Source organism: Flavobacterium salmonis, assembly GCF_903819435.1.
Lineage (GTDB): Bacteria > Bacteroidota > Bacteroidia > Flavobacteriales > Flavobacteriaceae > Flavobacterium > Flavobacterium chungangense.
The window spans coordinates 408,954-428,012 of sequence record NZ_CAIJDP010000060.1 but is presented as its reverse complement, the minus strand read 5'-3'; the positions used below and the strand labels follow the sequence as shown (position 1 = coordinate 428,012).

Here is a 19,059-nt window from a genome sequence, read left to right as displayed (position 1 = left end):
TTATTCTGCGCAATAGCAAGGTTTTTGTCCAAAGGTATATGTCAATGTTACTCCCGTAAAAACATACCAGTCATTATTATTTAAATTACCAAAACGATTATTAGTAAAGGAATCATTTTCAGGATTGCTTCCATCTATGTTGTCTGTAAGAGTATATCGTGCTCCAATTTCAGCTGCTAAAACAAAATGACGGCTAATGTTTGATTTTATTCCTAATATTATAGGTATAGCAAAAGAACCGGATGCTTTGTCTTTTTCAGTTATTCCATTTTCTATATATAATTCATCATATCTAAAATAATTGATACCTGAAAATATATAAGGTGTAATTTTGGTGTCTAAGTCATGTAAATTAAAGTCGAAGAAATTGAATTCTAACCCGGCAGAAAGTTCTTTTACGTTATTTTTAAAGTTGAAACCTCTTTTGTTTCGACTTGATTCTTCTGATTTTGAATCATTACCAGTTACCGTTGATTGGGTATAAGAAAAGCGATAAGAATGGCGTGGACTTTTGTTCCATTTGTATAATATCCCAAAAGCAAAATTTTCAGGAGCAATATAAGTGGTTCTTCCAACGTCTCCTACGAAGTTGCTTCCGCCTAAAAAAACACCAATCTCATTAATTTGAGCATTCAGCGTAATAAAGGGGAAAAAACATAACAATAAATTAAAAATTTTCTTCATTTAATTAAAAATTGCGTGCAAATATAATAATTATCACTACTAATCAACGTTCCTTTAGTTAAATGTGTCTTTTTTTAGATTTACCTTATGATTTTGAGACATTTAATGAACATTACATATGTGCAAAACGAAAAAAAGTACTCATATCGTATAGTCGGAATTCGCAAAAGAGTTTAATTTCTTTTATCTTCTCCCCATAGTAATTTTTTCCTGAGTGTTTTTAAGAAAGTTTCTCCCGGAATTTCAACCATTTTAATTTTGAAATCTGTTTTTTTAATGGTTAAAACAGATTCATTTTTAATGGATGCAATTCTGGAATCCAGAGAAACTAAATATTGGTCTTCTCTTCCGGAAACACGAAGTTTAATTTCGGTATCATCAGGAATGACTAATGGTCTTGCGTTTAAATTATGTGGTGCTATTGGTGTAATTACCAGACTTTTTACATCAGGAGTTAATATTGGTCCGCCGCAACTGAGTGAGTAACCTGTTGATCCCGTTGGTGTTGAAAGAATAAGTCCGTCTGCCCAATAAGAGTTTAAATATTCGTTATTTAAATAGGTTTCGACTGTAATCATCGAAGTCGTATCTTTTCGGCTAACGGTGACTTCGTTCATGGCGAAATTTAAATCATCTTCGATAGCATCATTTTTAGGATCGCAGGTAAGGCTTAATAAGGTTCTTTCAGAGATGGTGTAATTTTTATCAATTACAAACTGTAAGAAGCTATCAATACTCTCTTTTGGCACCGTAGCCAAAAAACCTAATCTTCCGGCATTGATTCCTAAAATTGGTACTCCTGAATTACGAGCCAGACTCGCTGCTCTTAAAATAGTTCCATCGCCACCAATGCTGAGCAGCATTTCGAAGCTGTTATCAAGTTTTGTTTTTGCAGAGAAAGTTTTGTATTCTTTTTTTATTAATTGTTTCTCATAAAGCATGTTAAGAAAGTTTTCTTCAATGACCATTTCGACATTATTGTTGTTAAAAAACACAAAAATATCCTTGATAATGGGTTCGGTACTGTTTTGATAATATTGTCCGTAAATTGCTACTTTCATTTTTTTGAATTACATAATGAGAAAACTAGATAATGTGCTAATGCGAAAATCTATTGACTCATTTTCTGATTGCCGTATTAAGGATTATATATTAAGGTATTTGTCTAAATAGTCAGAACGCTCTTTTAAACTGTTAATATAGGTATCTTCCTGATGTTCTGAAATAATTTCGTAATTGTATCTTCTAAAAGTCTGAATGATTTCGTTCATTGGTCCAACGCCAATTTTTATTGTAATGTGAACATTTTCTAAATCGGCTTCGGATATAAAGCAACCCAGGATTTTACCATTATTGCTTTCTACAATTTGCGTTACCTGAGCCATAGAATAATCTAAAAGGCCTTTTTGAACAATAATGATCCCTCCTTGTTCTTTTAAAAATGGGGTCTCCTGAAAAAATTTCATGATATCTTCCATTTCATAATATCCAATATAAGAATTGTTTTCATCAAGTACCGGAATAACATTAGTATGGTTTTTGGCGAAAATCTCTAAAACATCCAGCCAAATCATTGATTTTCTGGCGAAAAATCGCTCTAATGTATATTTGTAGTCAATAATTTTCTTATCAAGATCAAAAGTTTCAATATCATCAGAAGCAATGCTTCCTATAAAGGTTCCGTTTTCTAAAACCGGGAAATGAGAAAAACTTAATTCAGCAAAAAAATCCTGAACTGATGCTATCGTTTCCTGACTGTCGATTGCTCTAAAATCGTTTGTGATATAGTTGGTAATTTCTGTCATAAGTGGTTTGAAGATATTTGATGCAAAATAATCAAAAAATAGCAAAAAACGCTACGTTTTACTTTGTATTTTTGTCTTTACAAATATAATGTTACTAGAATTAATAATCTATTTATATGACAAAGTTAAGTGTAAATATTAATAAAATTGCTACTCTGAGAAATGCTCGCGGGGGGGATGTTCCTGATTTATTAAAAGTTGCCACAGATATTCAGAATTTTGGTGGTCAGGGAATCACCATACATCCACGTCCGGATGAGCGCCATATTCGTTATCAGGATGCTCGGGATTTAAAAGCAATTGTTACAACAGAATATAATATTGAAGGAAATCCACAACATAATTTTATTGATTTGGTATTGGAATGCAAACCGGATCAGGTAACATTGGTTCCCGATGCAATTGGTGCCATTACCTCGTCTGCCGGTTGGGATACTATAAAAAATCAGACGTATTTAACCGAGGTTATTCAGGAATTTCAAAGAAACGGGATTCGAACTTCAATTTTTGTTGATCCGGTTTTGGAAATCATAGAAGGTGCAAAAAAAACAGGTACTGACAGAATCGAATTATACACAGAAGCTTTTGCGCATCAATATGATTTAGGAAATAAAAACGGAATCGATACTTACGTGAAAGCTGCAGAGTTAGCAAATGAATTAAGTTTGGGTATTAATGCAGGACATGATTTAAGTCTGGATAATATTCAGTTTTTTAAACAAAATATTCCGGGATTATTAGAAGTCTCTATTGGCCATGCTTTAATTTCGGAAGCGCTATATCTTGGTTTGGATAATGTGGTTAATATGTATCTGAATAAATTGAAATAAGTTAAAATTAAAACAATTATAACCTGACATAATTGGGTTATAATTGTTTACTTTCGCATTTTTCATATTAAAAGCTAGTGTCGAAATCTATTTTTGTTTTTTGTTTGCTCTGTTTTTCCAGTTTATTTGCGCAATCTCAGGCGAATATAACAGGAAATATTAAATCTTCTGAAAATGAAAGTTTAATAGGTGCCAGTGTTTCTTTTAAAACAAATAATCAAAACGATTCATTACTAACTGATACACTTGGAAATTTTTCAAAAAATATTTCTTTGGGTAAGGTTATCGTTACAATTAATCAATTGGGTTATCTTAATAAAGTCGTAACGATTGATCTTGCAAAAGATACTTTAATCTCCATTATTTTAGAAAAAGATATTTCGCTTTTAAAAGAAGTGATTATTGCCAATGATAAAAAAAACGGGATATCAACTTTATCAGGAGGTAAACTATCTTTCAACTTAAAAGAGTTGTCTTCGTTACCAACTGTTTTGGGGACCACAGATATTATAAAAATTTTACAGCTTACTCCAGGGGTTCAAAATTCGGGAGATGCTAATGGATATTTGTATGTACGAGGAGGAGATCCGGGGCATAATGCTATCTTATATAATGGTACAACCGTCTATGGGATGTCGCATTTATTAGGCGTTTTTCCTTTTTATAATACAGATCATATTAAGGAAGTAGAGTTTGATAAATCAAGTTCTAATGCAAAATATGGCGGACGTTTGAGTTCTACAACATTATTGCTTTCGAATAAAAAAATACCTTCCGAATTTTCGATTCAGGGAAACGTTGGCGTTTTGGCTTCGCAATTAACTTTGGCTTTGCCGATTACTGAAAAATCCGGAATTTATTTATCGGGAAGAAAAACTTATATCGATGAAATTATTACTCCGTTAGTAAATTCATTTTCAAAAAATAATGATGTCGAGGATATGAAGTATGGTTTTTCAGATGGAAATATTACTTTTATATCTCAGTTTTCTAAAAACAATTTATTTTCTGTTGATGCTTTTGTGAGTGGTGACAAATTAAAAATTAATGACGATAATTTGTCCTTAAAAACTCATTTGAAGTGGAGCAATTTTACAGTTTCTCCAGCTTTAATGACAACGCTTTCTTCTAAAACAAGTATGTCAAACGCTGTTTATTTTAGTCATTATTCTAATGATCTGAGTATGAAACAGGCGACAATTCAATTTGGAGTTTCTTCATCTGTAAAAGATTTTGGCTTTACAAATTCATTTCGTTACTCAATCAAAAATATTCCTGTTGAATCTGGTTTGCAATATAGTTATCATAATTTACAGCCTCAAAAAATTAATATTGAAAATTTTTCCAATTCTAATAAGACTCAAAATAGCATAATCAACGCTAATGAAGTGGCTGTTTTCACTACTTTTAAACCAAAGTTTACAGATCAATTAAATGCAGAATTAGGACTAAGAATAAATTATTACACATCAGGATCGCAAAGTTCTTATTTGCATTTTCAGCCTCGCATTTTATTAAATTATCTGGCAAACGAAAATTTTTCCTTTTACGGATCTTATAACAAACAATATCAATATCTTAGCTTAATAACGACTTCAAGTGTTGGTATTCCTACGGATTTTTGGATTGCGAGTTCAGATGGAATAAAACCGCAATCTTCAGATGAGTTTTCTGTAGGTTCAAATCAAAATATTTCTAAAAATCTTGTTTCTTCTTTTGGAGGATTTTATCGTTCTATGAAAGATTTACTCGAATACCCATACGGTATAACTCAGTTTAATGAAATTACAACTTTAAAAAATGATTTATTAGTTGGAAAAGGTAAAGCTTATGGTTTGGAATTTATGTTGCGAAAAAATAACGGAAAATTTACAGGCTGGCTAAGTTATACATTAAGTTGGTCTGACAGGAATTTTGACGAGCTAAATAATGGAAAAACTTATTTTGCCAAATACGACAGACGCCACAATCTGTCATTAGTCGGAATTTATGATTTAAATGCAAAGTGGAATTTTGGTGTTACTCAAATATTTAGTTCTGGAAATCGATTTACAATGCCAACTTCATGGTATTTTATCAACAATAATCCTGTCAAAGAATATTCAGAATACAATAATGCACAAATGCCAAATTACATTCGTACAGATCTTTCGTTGAATTATTTTTTCTTTAAAACAAATAAAAAAGAAAGTGCTTTGAATTTTTCCATTTATAATACATTCAATATTGATAATCCAATTTATGTTGTTTTGGATGTTCAGGTTAAGGAAGATAAAAATAGTGTAGTGGTAAAGCAGGATAAAAAAGTTTTGTATCGAATATTGCCTTCAATAAGCTGGAGATTTAAATTCTAAAAAGATGAAAAAACATATATTATTTCTTTTTACTTTAATAATAGTAAGTTGTTCTCAGGATAATTTTAGCGAACAGGCAAGTGTCGAATCCAGAATTGTAGTTGAAGGCTGGGTAGAAGAAGGAGATTATGCTCAGGTTATGCTTTCGACTAGTATTCCGGTTACAGATGTAATTGATTCTACCAATGTTTTAAATCATGTCATTCGATCTGCAAAAATTACGATTTCTGATGGTAAGACTTCTGAGGTTTTAAGAGTTAAAAATGACAAAAACAGAGTGCCACCATTTATGTATTTTGGATCGACTTTAAAAGGAGAAGCAGGAAAGCAATATTCGTTAAAAATAGAATATTTAAGCCGTGTTGTCGAGGCCGTAACAATAATACCTAAAACCGTTGCGCTTAAAAGTGCTGAGTATATAAAAAAGAACGCAACAGATACAACGGGTTATATTTTTGTAAAATTTGATGATCCTTTAGAAGAGAAAAACTATTATCAGCTTGCTACAAAAATTGATACAGAAGAATCCATTTTTGTTCCTGCATTTTATGGCAATTTAGAAGATAAAAACTTTAGCGAATCAGCGGTTTCAATGCAAATAAACAGAGGAATTTTACTTTTTCCGAAAACAAAGTTCACGCCTTATTTTGCCGATGGAGATTTAATTTATGTAAAATTAAGAACTCAAAGCAAAGAGGCACTGGATTTCTGGAATAGCTGGCAAAATGAAATTGTCAACAGCAAAAATCCAATTTATCCATCCAATACAAGTTTAAAATCAAATATAAAAGGAGGAATAGGTATTTGGGCTGGATATGGGCAGAGTACGATAATTGTAAGAACACCTCCCAAAAAAACAAAGCCGATTTGAAGTAGTTCAAATCGGCTTTGTTAATTTTTTTGAAAAATTATTTTTTTTCAAAAGCTTTTATAAAATCTTCAAATTTAGCTTCAAAATTTTCAAATCCTGTAGAGAAATAAGCTCCCATTTCTACTTCGGTTTTATCGCTGAATTTTAAATAATAAACCTCATTATAGTATTCTTCTGTAAACGGCTCGCCTTCTTCACTCTCCCATGACCAATATCCTCCATTACTTGTCATCCATTTAGGCAGGTTGAATGTGTGAGAATCAGTTGATTTTTCAGAATGTAAAACAATGTCAGCTATTTTAGTACCATCTTTTTTAGAAACTAAGATAAGTTTAGAATTTTTACTGAAATTGGCTGCACTTCCTTCAGAATTTTTTTGTCTGTAAGTATTTACAGCTGTATAAAATGCTTTAAAATCAGCTTTAGGATTATCATAGTCTGGATAATCTGGATATTTTACGGTATTTTCTAAAGCAGCTTCATCTGATGCGGCAGTAGCCAAATCCATATCAGCAACAATAACAAAATTGTCTAAAATCTGCACTAATCCATTCGCTTTTCCTCTATATTGAGTCAATTCATCATCGTTTAATAATGCATCAATGCTTGCAGTGCTACCTGCATTGAACGAAAGTAAATTTTTTCCGTTGTAAGTAAGGTTGGCTTTTGAAGTGTTTTCAGTAGCTTTTGTACCACTCATTTCCCAAGTATAACCTTCGTTTAATGCCATTTTATACGCAAATTCATCAGGAACTTCTTTTCCGTTAGAATATTTTGCAGTTTGCGTAAATGTAGCTACGGTAGTATTGTCAATTGCCAGAAAGGCATCAGCTGATGAAGGTAAAAAGATTTGATCATTTACATCATCCGTAATAACTTCGTATTGTCCAGTTTCAAAATTATAAAACTGGCTTCCGTATGTATCAGTAATATTTACTTTTATATCAGAAGATGTACTTTTTACAGATAAAGTTGCATTATTTGCAGTTAATGATTCTTTTGCAGGGAAAACAAATTTTAATTCTGTTGATGAAGCAGTTTTTACCCATATTTTTTGAGTATTATTCCATGTATAAATACCATATATACCTGAAATATTTAGGATGTCTTCAACTTCATTACCATTTTTTCCACCGAAAACATCAACAGAATTAATGTCTAATAGTCTGCTTAAATTTTCAATAGCATCTATTGCATTTAATTTTTTAGTCTTATCTAATTGAACAAGCATTTCGTTAGCTTCGACTTCTAACTTCACCTTTTGTTCACTAGGTGTTAATTTAGAATATGGCTGTTTAACAATATTCGCAATTTGTTCAGCTAAACTTTGGTCACTTGTACTTTTTTGATCATCATCACTAGAACATGAGATTGTTAGTTGAGAAACAATTACTGATAATAAAAATAATTTTTTAATCATGGGATGTTTTTAATTAATAAGTTTAAATCAAATTTAATTTTTAAAAGTGCGAATATACAATTTTGAATTATTTATTATGTACGCTTAATCTTAAAAATGTAAACTTTTTTCTAATAAAATAATTTTACCATAATTATTATCCTTCTGTTAATAAAATAACTTTTTTACCTTTGTAAGAAGTTTAAAAAACATAAGTATGCTGTATTCAAAAATAGAAGGCGAAGGAAAACCATTTGTTATTATGCATGGTTTTCTCGGAATGTCAGATAACTGGAAAACACTTGCCGGACAATATGTAGAAGCCGGATTTCAGGTTCATATTTTAGATTTAAGGAATCATGGACGCAGTTTTCATTCGGATGAATGGAGTTATGAAGCCATGGTTCAGGATGTGTTCGAATATTGTCAGGCAAATCAATTGTCAAATATTGATATTCTCGGGCATTCAATGGGCGGAAAAGTAGCAATGCTTTTCGCGACTACGCATCCGGATTTGGTTGATAAATTGATTGTAGCCGATATTGGACCAAAATTCTACAAACAACATCATCAGGATATTTTAGCGGGATTAAATGCTGTTGATTTTTCTGTAAAGCCAAGCCGAAATGATGTTGAAGAAATTGTAGCACAATACGTTCCTGATTTTGGAACACGTCAGTTTTTATTGAAAAATTTATATTGGAAAGAGCCTGGTCAATTGGCTTTCAGGTTTAATCTTCAGGTTTTTAATAATAATCTGGATGCTATAGGAAAGCCTTTGGCGGAAGGTTTGGTTTTTGATAAGCCGGCTTTGTTCATTCGTGGCGGAAATTCAGGTTATGTTTTAGATACGGATATTGATCATATTTTGGAACATTTTCCGGATTTAAAAATAGAGACGATTCCTAATGCAGGACATTGGCTTCATGCTGAAAACCCTAAAATGTTTTTTGAGCTCACTAGTGCATTTTTGAAATCTTAATTTAATAATTTTAAAACTTTTAATTGAATTTTTAAACCAGAAAAAACCATGAAATTATTACTTAGACTCTTCGTTACTGCAGCTTTGGTTGTATTGTTATCAAACCTTTTGTCCGGGGTTCACGTTGCCAGTTTTGCTACCGCCGTAATTGTTGCAGTAGTTTTAGGACTGCTGAATATGTTTATAAAACCAATTTTGGTTCTCCTGACTCTTCCTGTGACAGTTGTGACTCTTGGTTTGTTTTTACTCGTTATCAATGCTGTTATTATTTTGTTGTGTACCAAAATAGTTGGAGGTTTTGCAGTCGATTCGTTTTTGACAGCATTAATTTTCAGTGTTATTTTGTCTGTACTGCAATCTATAACTTATAAAATATTAGGAGACGATAAAAAATAAAAATGCGAAGTACTCTAAAAACGCTTCAAATACAATACATTAAAAACTTGGTTGGGTTGCAAAAATTTTATAATTTTGCAACCCAATTTTATTATGTAAATTAAAGAAGAAGATGGATATTAAAAGAGTAGCAATAGACGCTGTAAACGAGACAATTGTATTGAACGTTGTTCATATGGATTACAAAGGTCAGGTAGCAAAAAGAATAAACGAAAAATTGCCTTTGGCACAAGTTAAAGGATTTAGAAAAGGACAGGTGCCTAAAGATCTTGTTGAAAAACAATACGGAAAAGGTATTAAGCAAGAAGAAATTAAAAAAGTAGTTGATTTGGCTTTAGAGCGTTTTATTCAGTCTGAAAGATTAAATCTTTTGGGTACTCCTATTGCTAAAGAAAATGAAAACTTCGACTGGGATGCTGAAGAGTTAACTTTTGAATACGAAATTGGTTTAGCGCCAAATTTCGAAATTGATTTAGAAGCTAAAAACAATATCGTAAAATATATCGTTACTGCTGATGATAAACTAATCGACGGACAAGTTGAGCGTATCCAAAAACAATTTGGAAAAGCAAACCCTGTTGAAAAAGTTACTGCAGATTCTGATGTTACAGGAACTTTCGCAAATGTAGAGAACGGAATTGAAAACAAAACAACTTTATCATTGTCAGTTTTCAAAGATAAAAAAACAGCTGATTTGTTTATCGGTAAAGAAGTTGGGGATGTAGTTACTGTAAATACAAAAGGCTTATTTGAAGATGATCACCAATTAATGGATTACTTAAAAGTAGGTCACGATAATGTACATGATTTAGCAGTTGATGTAACTTTTACAATCGAAGCAATTAATGTTTCTGAGCCAGCAGAATTGAACCAGGAGTTATTTGACAAACTTTTTGGTGAAGGAAAAGTAGCTTCTCTTGAAGATTTGAAAGCTAAAATTAAAGAAGATGCAGAAGCTCAATTCGCACAGCAGGCTGATCAAAAATTATTATTGGACGTTCAGGATTTCTTAATCGAAAACACAAAATTCGATTTGCCGGCTGAATTCCTAAAGAAATGGTTGCAGACTGTTGGAGAGAAAAAACTTTCTGCAGAAGAAGCTGAACTTGAATACACAAGATCTGAAAAAGGTTTACGTTTTCAATTGATTGAAGGAAAAGCAATGGCTCAAAGCAATATCCAAATTACATTTGAAGATTTGAAAGCTTTTACATCAAACGCAATCAGACAGCAAATGGCTCAGTTTGGACAGACAAATCCAACTACTGAAGAAGTAGAAGGAATTGTAGCCAGAGTTTTATCTAACCAGGAAGAAGTAAAAAGACTTTCTGAGCAGGTTGTAGCAGCTAAATTGTTAGATTTGTTTAAAGAAAAAGCAAATCCAACAACAAAAGAAGTTACTTATGATGAATTTATTGCTGCGTCTTACGGAGAATAAATTTAGTCGAAAGTAAAAGTTGTAAAGTCAAAAGTTGTGAAGTAGAGATTTATTAGTTTATTTCTAACTTTAAGATTTTATTCCAGATATTGAAAGATAAAAAATAGTTATATTTGAGCGTCAAAAAGATGATTTTTGACGCTCTTTTTTTAAATTTTAAGCTTATGGTTTAAATTTTTATTTCATAAATTTCAAAACTTATGAAATATAAAAAGAAGACAAATTGACATCATTTATAAAAAGGTATGAACTTTGTTTGATTCGTTTAAAGTCATTTTCAGACTTTAGACTTTCAAACTTTTAAACTAAAAATATGAACTACGGTAAAGAATTCAAAAAATTTGCTACAAAGCACCAGGGAGTAAACGCAATGTACTATGACAAAATCATAGCGGCAATGAACCCAACTAATATGACTCCATATATTATAGAAGAGCGTCAGTTGAATATTTCTCAATTAGATGTTTTTTCCAGATTAATGATGGACAGGATTATCTTTTTAGGAACAGGTATTGACGATCAAATCGCTAATATCGTTCAAGCACAATTACTTTTCTTAGAAAGTGCTGATGCTTCAAAAGATATTCAGATTTATTTAAACTCTCCGGGAGGAAGCGTTTACGCAGGTTTAGGGATTTATGATACCATGCAGTACATTAAACCGGATGTGGCTACAATTTGTACAGGTATGGCAGCGTCAATGGGTGCTGTTTTATTATGTGCAGGAGCTGCAGGAAAACGTTCTGCATTGCCACATTCAAGAGTTATGATTCACCAGCCTTCAGGAGGAGCGCAAGGTGTTGCAACAGATATGGAAATCAACTTACGCGAAATGTTGAAATTGAAAGATGAATTATATCATATTATTTCACAGCATTCCGGTCAGACTTTTGATAAAGTACATAAAGACAGTGAGCGTGATTACTGGATGAAAGCCGATGAAGCTAAAGAATATGGTATGATTGATGAAGTATTGAGAAGAAGCTAAAAATTAGTTTCAGGTTTCAGATTTCTTTAGTTAATCTGAAACTTAAAAACTTGAAACAAAATTTATAAGATGTAATAAGATACTAAGTTTTTGAGCTTTAAATAACAAAATCTCAGAAACTTAGTATCTTTGCAGCTTAGTAACTTATATAGAATGGCAAAAGTAGTATTAGAATGTTCGTTTTGTGGAAGAAAAAAGCCAGAAACTAATTTATTAATTGCGGGGATTAATGCACACATTTGTGATAAATGTATTGAACAGGCACACGGAATTGTTTTAGAAGAATTAAAATCAAGCGGGAGCTCAAAATTGGTTGGGGATCTAATTTTAAAGAAACCAAAAGAGATTAGAGCTTTCTTAGATCAATACGTTATCGGTCAGGATCAGACGAAAAAAGTGATGTCAGTGGCGGTTTACAATCACTACAAACGTTTAATGCAGCAGCAATTAGACGATGAAGTAGAGATTGAAAAAAGTAACATCATAATGGTGGGGCAGACAGGAACAGGAAAAACATTAGTAGCAAAAACCATTGCAAAAATGCTGGACGTTCCTTTAGCAATCGTTGATGCAACTGTGCTTACAGAAGCAGGTTACGTAGGAGAAGATGTTGAAAGTATTTTGACTCGTTTACTGCAAGCTGCTGATTATGATGTAACCAAAGCCGAAAGAGGAATCGTATTTATTGACGAAATTGATAAAATCGCCCGAAAAAGCGACAATCCGTCTATAACACGAGACGTTTCGGGAGAAGGTGTGCAGCAGGCTTTACTTAAATTATTAGAAGGGACCGTTGTGAATGTACCGCCAAAAGGTGGCCGTAAGCATCCTGATCAGAAATTTGTTGAGGTGAATACTCAAAATATCCTGTTTATTGCAGCAGGAGCTTTTGATGGAGTTGAACGCATTATCTCTAAACGTCTCAATCGTCAGGCTGTTGGGTACTCGACGTCTAAAAATGCTGACAACATAGACAAAGATAATTTACTGCAATACATTATTCCGAAAGACATTAAAGACTTTGGATTGATTCCGGAGATTATAGGTCGTTTACCGGTTTTAACGCACATGGATCCTTTAGACAGAGAAACATTAAGAGCCATTTTAACGCAGCCTAAAAACGCATTGGTAAAACAATATCAGAAGTTGTTTTTAATGGATGAAGTGGAATTTAGTATTACAGATGAAGCTTTAGATTTTATTGTAGACAAAGCATTAGAATATAAATTAGGCGCACGAGGATTGCGTTCGTTATGTGAAGCAATTTTAACTGATGCTATGTATGAATTGCCAAGTTCTGACGATAAAGTTTTATCAATAGATAAAGATTATGCAGAGCATACGCTGAGTAAAAATTTATTGAAGCGTATGGAAATTGCTTCATAATTTAAAATACTATTTTTCTAAAACCTGTTCGTTTATTTGAGCAGGTTTTTTTATATCGAAATACTTAAGCAATACTTTTCTTTCTTTGTTACAAAAGAATATATTTGGTTTTTATAATCTTTTACTATTAAGATATGATAACTGAAGTTTTAAAAAGTTTGGCATATTTATATTATCCTAAAAATATATGTCCATGGAATCAGCAAGAATTGTACTTAGAAACTTCAGAATATAAAAGACTACAATCAATAATAGATTTTTTTGATTCTGATGAAAGTCAAAAAACACGAAATACTATTAAAGAAGAATTTGGTAAAGATTTGGTTTTGAAAGACTTTGAGGATTTTTCCAGACTGGATTTGCAGGATCGGTGTTATACATTTCTTTTGACTGTTGTTGAAGATGGTGAACTTTGTTCAATCACTTTGTATATGAGTATTTTAATTCCTTATTATGTAGTTAAAACTACAATTCATACTAATCAAATCTTTATTTCAAAATCAAGGCTTGAAGAATTGGAAAAAGAAAATCAAGATTGTAGAAAAATCAAAGATTTAGCTTTAGATATTGAAAAAATCATAGAAGAAAAGCTGTCATATACCAAATTCCCTGAAGGAATAATGAATAACATTATAGATGATATTAGTTTTCAAGATTCATATTTGGGGGAATTTAAAATGTTTAATGCTTTTTTTAATAACCAAGTTATTTGTCAGGATGAAAACTATAATTAAAAATTATTTAATCTTCGTACTGTTTTGTGTCTTCGGATTTTCTTGTAATAAAGAAAATAAAGTAATGACTGTTTCTGAAAATGAACTGACAAGCGAAATAGTTTCAAAAGAAAAGCCAAGATTTGAAATTAATTATGACAATTATTACAAAGAAGCAAAGCAATATTGTAAGTTGAATAACCTGAATCTGGACAAATTTATTCTGATTGATTTAGGCGTACATTCAGGTTTAAAGCGCTTTTTTATTTATGATTTCAATAAAAATGCTGTTGTAAAATCGTATATGGTAAGTCATGGTTGTGCTGATAATCGTTGGGGCGGAACAGAGTCCAAAGAAAATCCGGTAATCAGTAATGAATTCGATTCGCATTGCTCGTCTACAGGTAAATATGTCATATTGAACCGAGGCGTAAGTCAATGGGGGATTAAAGTAAATTATGTCTTGCAGGGGAAAGATAAATCGAACTCAAATTCGGCAAAACGTGCTATAGTCCTGCATTCCTGGGAAGCTATTCCTGAGAATGAAGTTTATCCAGAGGGAACTCCTGAAGGCTGGGGCTGTCCGGCTGTTTCTAATGAAAGTATGAAGGAAATCGATGAAATACTAAAACAGCATAAAAAAGTTTTGATGTGGGTTATAAAATCCTAATCATTTAAGAGGTTTAAGTTTTGAAAACTAAATTTTCTTTTTAGCCCTGATCGAAGCGATATCCTCTGGCTGCGGGGTTCGCAGGCAGAGATATAGCGCAGAGCAGGACGAGAGGTAATTTTGAAAATGAAACTTCTGCTAATAAAAAAATTACCGAACCCTAAACTTCTCCCGATATTCAATGGGTTTCATGCCTACCATTTTATAAAATACTTTTCTAAAAGCTTTAGGGTCATTATAACCGGTTTTTTCGATGATCTCAGAAATCGAAAGCTGCGTTTGTTCGAGATATTTTTTTGAACTTTCGACCCGTATATTTTGAAGATATTCAATGGGCGGGATGCCGGTGACTTGTTTGAATCGCCGTGTCATGTTTCGGGTGCTGGTAGGAATATCTTTGGTGATTTCTTCTAAGGTTTCAATTGTACTGTATTCGTTTTCAATCTTCTGCTGCAATCGTGCCACTAAACTGTCATTATGTAAATGATTGGGCCTGAAAGTGCTGAAATAGCTTTGTTTGTATCGGTTTAAGTCGATTGAAAATATTTTAGCAATCTGTACGGCGATTTCGTTTCCGCAATATTTCTGAACCAACAAAATCAATAAATGAAAAGTTGAGGTCGATCCGCCGCTGGTGTACAAACTGCCATCTGCAGTAAGTGTTTCTTCGGGTTTTAATTTTACTAAAGGAAAAGCCTTTGTAAACGCGCTGCAGGCATCGACATGTGTGGTGGCGAGTTTTTCATTCAGTAAACCTGAAGCGGCAAACAAAAATGCACCGGTGCAAAAACTGGCCAGTTCAGTTCCCGATTGGTGATGCTTTTGTAGCCACGGAATGAAATTACAGTTTTTGGCAATCATCTCACCCATATTTTCGGTAGTAAAAGCAGGAATTAAAATCAGGTCTAAACTTTTATTAAATGTTTCGATAGAATTGACTTCATACCCAAATAATTTTTTTTCATTGATTTGTTCAGCCGACTGGAAAACCATGATTTCAAAAGGTTTTTCAGCTTCTGTGTTCAGTTTATTGGCAGTTTCAAAAACTTCCAGAATGGCAGCTACACTCAGTAATTTGTAGTCATACCCCAAAATTAGCCCTAATTTCTTACTCATAATTTTAGCTTTTACAGTAGTACTAAGATATGGATTTTGTCTTAAATGACCCTAAAGTTGACTTTTATTGTCGTTTAAAACTGGTTTTGAAATTTTAAATTTGTGTCAGATAATTTGTAATTTTATAAATATGGAAACAAAAATTTTCTTAAATCTTCCTGTAAAAGATTTAAATAAGTCGATATCATTTTTTACACAATTGGGTTTTTCGTTTGACCCAAAATTTACAAATCAAAAAGGAACCTGCCTGATAATTGGTGAAAATATATTTGCAATGCTTTTGTTAGAAGAATTTTTTAAAACATTTACTCAAAAAGAAATTTGTAATACAATGGCAAGCACAGAAATGATTGCTGCTATTTCTGTTGAAAGTAGAGAAAAAGTTGATGAAATTATTACGGCTGTTGTTAAAGCTGGCGGTAAACTACACAATGAAGCTAAAGATTATGGCTGGATGTATCAAAGAGATTTTTTTGATTTAGACGGACATCACTGGGAGATTTTCTTTATGGATGAAAGCCAGATTCCGCAAGAAGGCTAATCATTTAATTTGGATATTCATATGATAACGGTACAAACCAGTGTTAATGCGGCAATCGAGAAAGTTTGGGAATTCTGGACGATTCCAAAACATATTCAGAAATGGAATAATCCTACTGATGACTGGTATACGCCAGCTGTAGAAAATGATGTTAAGGACGGAGGTAAATTCAAGTATACAATGGCGACAAAAGATGGAAGTATTTCTTTTGATTACGAAGGAATTTATACTAAAGTGGATAAATTTTTAGTTATTGAATATCAGCTTGTTGGTAACAGAACGGGAAGTGTTCAGTTTGAAAGCCAGGGTGATAAGGTGAAAATTACAGAAATATTTGAACCTGAAAAGACCCATCCTGCAAGTGAGCAAAAACAATTTTGCCAAGGGGTTATTGATAATTTTAAAAAGTATACCGAAGCTAATTAAATGACAAAACAATCAAATAAAAGCCGCGAAGTAACTGAATTTCTGAACGAACTAAATCATCCGTTCAGAAAAGAAATTGAGGAATTGAGAGATCACATTTTAGTATCAAATAAAAATCTGACTGAAAATATTAAATGGAATGCACCAAACTATTGCTTTGAAAATGAAGACAGAATTACAATGAGAATTCAGCCCATGACAACAAAAGTGCAACTGATTTTTCACAGAGGAGCAAAAAAACAGGAGCAGCCAAAAGACAGATTGATTGCCAATAAAAGTAAAATGTTAGTATGGAAAGAAAACGACAGGGCAGTCATAACTTTTAAAAATAGTCAGGAGATTAAAAAAGGAAAAGACGAGTTGGAGAAAATTATAAACGAATGGATAAAACCAACGAAAAATAAGTAAAATTTTAAAACAGAGAACTACAATGATTACAGTAAAAGCAACAATAAATTCTTCAATACAAAAGATTTGGGAGTTTTGGACTTCACCGGAACATATTATAAAATGGAGTTTCGCATCTCCGGACTGGCATACACCTTACGCAGAAAATGATTTGAGAGAAGGTGGCAAATTCAAATCGACTATGGCGGCAAAAGACGGCAGTATGAGTTTTGACTTTGGAGGAGAATATACTTTGGTAAAACAAAATGAATCCATTGAATACATTATGGCCGATGGAAGAAAGGTTGAAATTAGTTTCAATGAAACACCAAACGGCGTAGAAATAATAGAGAGTTTTGATCCAGAAACAGAAAATCCCGAAGAAATGCAGCGCGGAGGATGGCAGGCCATTCTGGATAATTTTAAAAATTACGCAGAAGCTAATTACATTCAAAGCTAGAGCTGGAAAAGGTTCAAAGATTAGCTTAAATTATATGTTTAAAAAAACATTTAAAAACTCAATGTCAGGCTGAGCGGAGTCGAAGCCCTCGTTTTCATAAGCCTTCGACTCCGCTCAGGATGGCAATTGTAAAACTAAAGCCCAAAGTTAAATGAACTTATATCACTTATATGGTAAAAAATAAATAAATATCTAACCAACAAAATTCAAAAAAAATGACAAAACAAATATGGTTGAATCTTCCTGTAAAGGATGTAGCAAAAGCGAAAGATTTTTTCTGGAAAATAGGTTTTTCGTTTAATGAGCAGCACGATACCCCAACTTCGACTTGTATGGTGGTGGGTGAGGGGCATTTTGTAGTGATGCTTTTTGAAGAATCAATTTTTGAAAGCTTTTCGCAAAACAGTATTACAGATACTAATGCCAGTTCTGAGATTTTGATTTCGATTGATGCTGAGAGCCGTGAAGAAGTGGATGAACTGGCCCAAAAAGTACAGGATGCAGGAGGAACTGTTTTTGGGGCTCCGGCAGAAAGTCAGGGCTGGATGTACGGTTGCGGTTTTTCAGATTTAGATGGCCATCGTTGGAATGTCTTATTTATGGATTTTAGTAAATTATCATAATTATGGAAATATTAGAATTTAAAATCAGAATCAAAGCTTCGCCGGAAAAAATCTGGTCTGTTTTATGGGAGGATGAAACGTATAAAGAATGGACAAGTGCTTTTTGTGAAGGTTCCTATGCAGTAAGCGATTGGAATGAGGGTGATAAAATACATTTCATGTCTCCCGGGGGAGAAGGAATGAATAGTATTATAGAAAAGAAAATTCCGAATGAATATATGGCTTTCAAACATATTGGAGAGATAAAAGATTTTAAGGAATTGCCTCTTAATGAGGAAACAGAAAAATGGAGTGGTTACATGGAAACCTATCGATTAATTCCCGATGACGAATTTACAGATCTGGTTTCTCAGGTTGATTTAATCGAAAAGCATATTGATTATTTTAAAGATGCATTTCCAAAAGGCCTGGAAACGGTAAAAGAACTTGCAGAAAAGTAAATATCAATTGCAATGTCAATATCAAATTGCAATAAGTAATAGAAATAAATAACGATAAAAATATCAAATCATGGTAAAATCAGTAACAACTTATTTAATGTTTAATGGAAATTGCGAAGAAGCATTTCTGTTTTACAAATCCGTTTTTGGAGGAGAATTTCAATATGTTGGAAAATATAAAGATGCACCTGAAGAAGAAGGTGCAGAAGCACTTTCTGAGGAAGATTCAAACCGGATTATGCATATTTCGCTTCCAATTGGAGATACGATCTTGATGGGAAGTGACAGTCATCCCAAATATGGAGATGTAGGTTTTGGAGATAATTTTTCAATATCAATCGGCACAGAAACCACAGAAGAAGCAGACAAAATTTTTAGCGGACTTTCGGCTGGCGGAAGGGTAGATATGCCATTGGAAAAAACCTTTTGGAGTTCTTATTTTGGGATGCTCAAAGATAAGTTTGGAGTAAACTGGATGATTAGTCTTGAAGAACCGCAACCCGGAAATTAAAAAAGTTATGTAATTTCAGTATCGAAACATAATTGTTAA

At 32.7% G+C, this 19,059-nt stretch carries 22 protein-coding genes; 17 read left to right on the top strand and 5 right to left on the bottom strand.

All coding sequences use genetic code 11. The features are described 5' to 3' along the window. From porG to FLACHUCJ7_RS06620, 3 genes are all read right to left on the bottom strand, one after another. The gene (porG, locus tag FLACHUCJ7_RS06630; protein WP_078227294.1) at positions 1–684 is read right to left on the bottom strand and encodes a type IX secretion system protein PorG; all 684 of its coding nucleotides are present in this window, start codon (positions 682–684) and stop codon (positions 1–3) included. A gap of 173 nt (positions 685–857) precedes the next feature. Further along, the gene (locus FLACHUCJ7_RS06625; RefSeq protein ID WP_031454470.1) at positions 858–1,745 is read right to left on the bottom strand and encodes an NAD kinase; all 888 of its coding nucleotides are present in this window, start codon (positions 1,743–1,745) and stop codon (positions 858–860) included. Positions 1,746–1,829: 84 nt separating this feature from the next. Next, positions 1,830–2,489: a CBS domain-containing protein gene (locus FLACHUCJ7_RS06620; RefSeq protein WP_078227295.1), complete on the bottom strand. Its 660-nt coding sequence runs from the start codon at positions 2,487–2,489 to the stop codon at positions 1,830–1,832. A 116-nt stretch (positions 2,490–2,605) separates the two neighbouring features. Here FLACHUCJ7_RS06620 and FLACHUCJ7_RS06615 point away from each other — a divergent pair, with 116 nt between their 5' ends. From FLACHUCJ7_RS06615 to FLACHUCJ7_RS06605, 3 genes are all read left to right on the top strand, one after another. Further along, positions 2,606–3,319, top strand: a complete 714-nt coding sequence (locus tag FLACHUCJ7_RS06615; RefSeq protein ID WP_180908364.1) for a pyridoxine 5'-phosphate synthase — start codon at positions 2,606–2,608, stop codon at positions 3,317–3,319. Positions 3,320–3,396: 77 nt separating this feature from the next. Next, positions 3,397–5,673 carry a TonB-dependent receptor gene (locus tag FLACHUCJ7_RS06610; protein WP_180908363.1) on the top strand — a complete coding sequence of 759 codons (2,277 nt, stop codon included), beginning with the start codon at positions 3,397–3,399 and terminating at the stop codon, positions 5,671–5,673. Between the two features lie 4 nt (positions 5,674–5,677). After that, positions 5,678–6,544, top strand: coding sequence for a DUF4249 domain-containing protein (locus FLACHUCJ7_RS06605; protein ID WP_180908362.1), 867 nt, complete (start codon positions 5,678–5,680; stop codon positions 6,542–6,544). A 37-nt stretch (positions 6,545–6,581) separates the two neighbouring features. Here FLACHUCJ7_RS06605 and FLACHUCJ7_RS06600 read toward each other — a convergent pair whose 3' ends face one another. Continuing rightward, the gene (locus FLACHUCJ7_RS06600) at positions 6,582–7,964 is read right to left on the bottom strand and encodes a hypothetical protein (protein ID WP_180908361.1); all 1,383 of its coding nucleotides are present in this window, start codon (positions 7,962–7,964) and stop codon (positions 6,582–6,584) included. A gap of 196 nt (positions 7,965–8,160) precedes the next feature. On the opposite strand from FLACHUCJ7_RS06600, the gene FLACHUCJ7_RS06595 reads away from it, so the two are divergent. From FLACHUCJ7_RS06595 to FLACHUCJ7_RS06565, 7 genes are all read left to right on the top strand, one after another. Then, the gene (locus FLACHUCJ7_RS06595; protein ID WP_180908360.1) at positions 8,161–8,925 is read left to right on the top strand and encodes an alpha/beta fold hydrolase; all 765 of its coding nucleotides are present in this window, start codon (positions 8,161–8,163) and stop codon (positions 8,923–8,925) included. A gap of 48 nt (positions 8,926–8,973) precedes the next feature. Then, positions 8,974–9,321, top strand: a complete 348-nt coding sequence (locus FLACHUCJ7_RS06590) for a phage holin family protein (RefSeq protein WP_031454474.1) — start codon at positions 8,974–8,976, stop codon at positions 9,319–9,321. Positions 9,322–9,433: 112 nt separating this feature from the next. Beyond that, positions 9,434–10,759, top strand: coding sequence for a trigger factor (locus tag FLACHUCJ7_RS06585; protein ID WP_180908359.1), 1,326 nt, complete (start codon positions 9,434–9,436; stop codon positions 10,757–10,759). A gap of 313 nt (positions 10,760–11,072) precedes the next feature. Further along, complete coding sequence (gene clpP, locus FLACHUCJ7_RS06580) at positions 11,073–11,747, top strand: ATP-dependent Clp endopeptidase proteolytic subunit ClpP (RefSeq protein WP_078227299.1); 675 nt, start codon at positions 11,073–11,075, stop codon at positions 11,745–11,747. Between the two features lie 153 nt (positions 11,748–11,900). Beyond that, the gene (clpX, locus tag FLACHUCJ7_RS06575; protein WP_180908358.1) at positions 11,901–13,133 is read left to right on the top strand and encodes an ATP-dependent Clp protease ATP-binding subunit ClpX; all 1,233 of its coding nucleotides are present in this window, start codon (positions 11,901–11,903) and stop codon (positions 13,131–13,133) included. A gap of 134 nt (positions 13,134–13,267) precedes the next feature. Further along, a complete protein-coding gene (locus FLACHUCJ7_RS06570) occupies positions 13,268–13,867 on the top strand; it encodes a hypothetical protein (RefSeq protein ID WP_180908357.1) in 600 nt (199 codons plus the stop codon). Beyond that, on the top strand, positions 13,851–14,516 hold the full coding sequence (locus FLACHUCJ7_RS06565) for a murein L,D-transpeptidase catalytic domain-containing protein (RefSeq protein ID WP_180908356.1): 666 nt from the start codon (positions 13,851–13,853) through the stop codon (positions 14,514–14,516). Before FLACHUCJ7_RS06570 ends, FLACHUCJ7_RS06565 begins: the two co-directional genes overlap by 17 nt. Before the next feature lie 150 nt (positions 14,517–14,666). Here the strand turns inward: FLACHUCJ7_RS06565 and FLACHUCJ7_RS06560 are convergent, their stop codons facing one another. Beyond that, the gene (locus tag FLACHUCJ7_RS06560) at positions 14,667–15,632 is read right to left on the bottom strand and encodes a GlxA family transcriptional regulator (RefSeq protein WP_180908355.1); all 966 of its coding nucleotides are present in this window, start codon (positions 15,630–15,632) and stop codon (positions 14,667–14,669) included. A gap of 130 nt (positions 15,633–15,762) precedes the next feature. Between FLACHUCJ7_RS06560 and FLACHUCJ7_RS06555 the strand changes: the two genes are divergently transcribed. The 7 genes from FLACHUCJ7_RS06555 to FLACHUCJ7_RS06525 all read left to right on the top strand — a co-directional run bounded on the left by FLACHUCJ7_RS06555 (position 15,763) and on the right by FLACHUCJ7_RS06525 (position 19,020). Further along, complete coding sequence (locus FLACHUCJ7_RS06555; RefSeq protein WP_078227304.1) at positions 15,763–16,173, top strand: VOC family protein; 411 nt, start codon at positions 15,763–15,765, stop codon at positions 16,171–16,173. Between the two features lie 21 nt (positions 16,174–16,194). Next, entirely contained in the window at positions 16,195–16,599 is a 405-nt protein-coding gene (locus FLACHUCJ7_RS06550) for an SRPBCC domain-containing protein (protein ID WP_180908354.1), read from the top strand. After that, the gene (locus FLACHUCJ7_RS06545; RefSeq protein WP_180908353.1) at positions 16,600–17,007 is read left to right on the top strand and encodes a DUF1801 domain-containing protein; all 408 of its coding nucleotides are present in this window, start codon (positions 16,600–16,602) and stop codon (positions 17,005–17,007) included. It abuts the gene before it with no gap. 22 nt (positions 17,008–17,029) lie between these two features. Next, positions 17,030–17,446 carry an SRPBCC family protein gene (locus FLACHUCJ7_RS06540; RefSeq protein WP_180908352.1) on the top strand — a complete coding sequence of 139 codons (417 nt, stop codon included), beginning with the start codon at positions 17,030–17,032 and terminating at the stop codon, positions 17,444–17,446. 215 nt (positions 17,447–17,661) lie between these two features. Then, the gene (locus FLACHUCJ7_RS06535) at positions 17,662–18,069 is read left to right on the top strand and encodes a VOC family protein (protein ID WP_180908351.1); all 408 of its coding nucleotides are present in this window, start codon (positions 17,662–17,664) and stop codon (positions 18,067–18,069) included. 2 nt (positions 18,070–18,071) lie between these two features. Next, a complete protein-coding gene (locus FLACHUCJ7_RS06530) occupies positions 18,072–18,509 on the top strand; it encodes an SRPBCC family protein (RefSeq protein ID WP_180908350.1) in 438 nt (145 codons plus the stop codon). 70 nt (positions 18,510–18,579) lie between these two features. Then, entirely contained in the window at positions 18,580–19,020 is a 441-nt protein-coding gene (locus FLACHUCJ7_RS06525; RefSeq protein ID WP_180908349.1) for a VOC family protein, read from the top strand. Positions 19,021–19,059 lie beyond the last annotated feature (39 nt).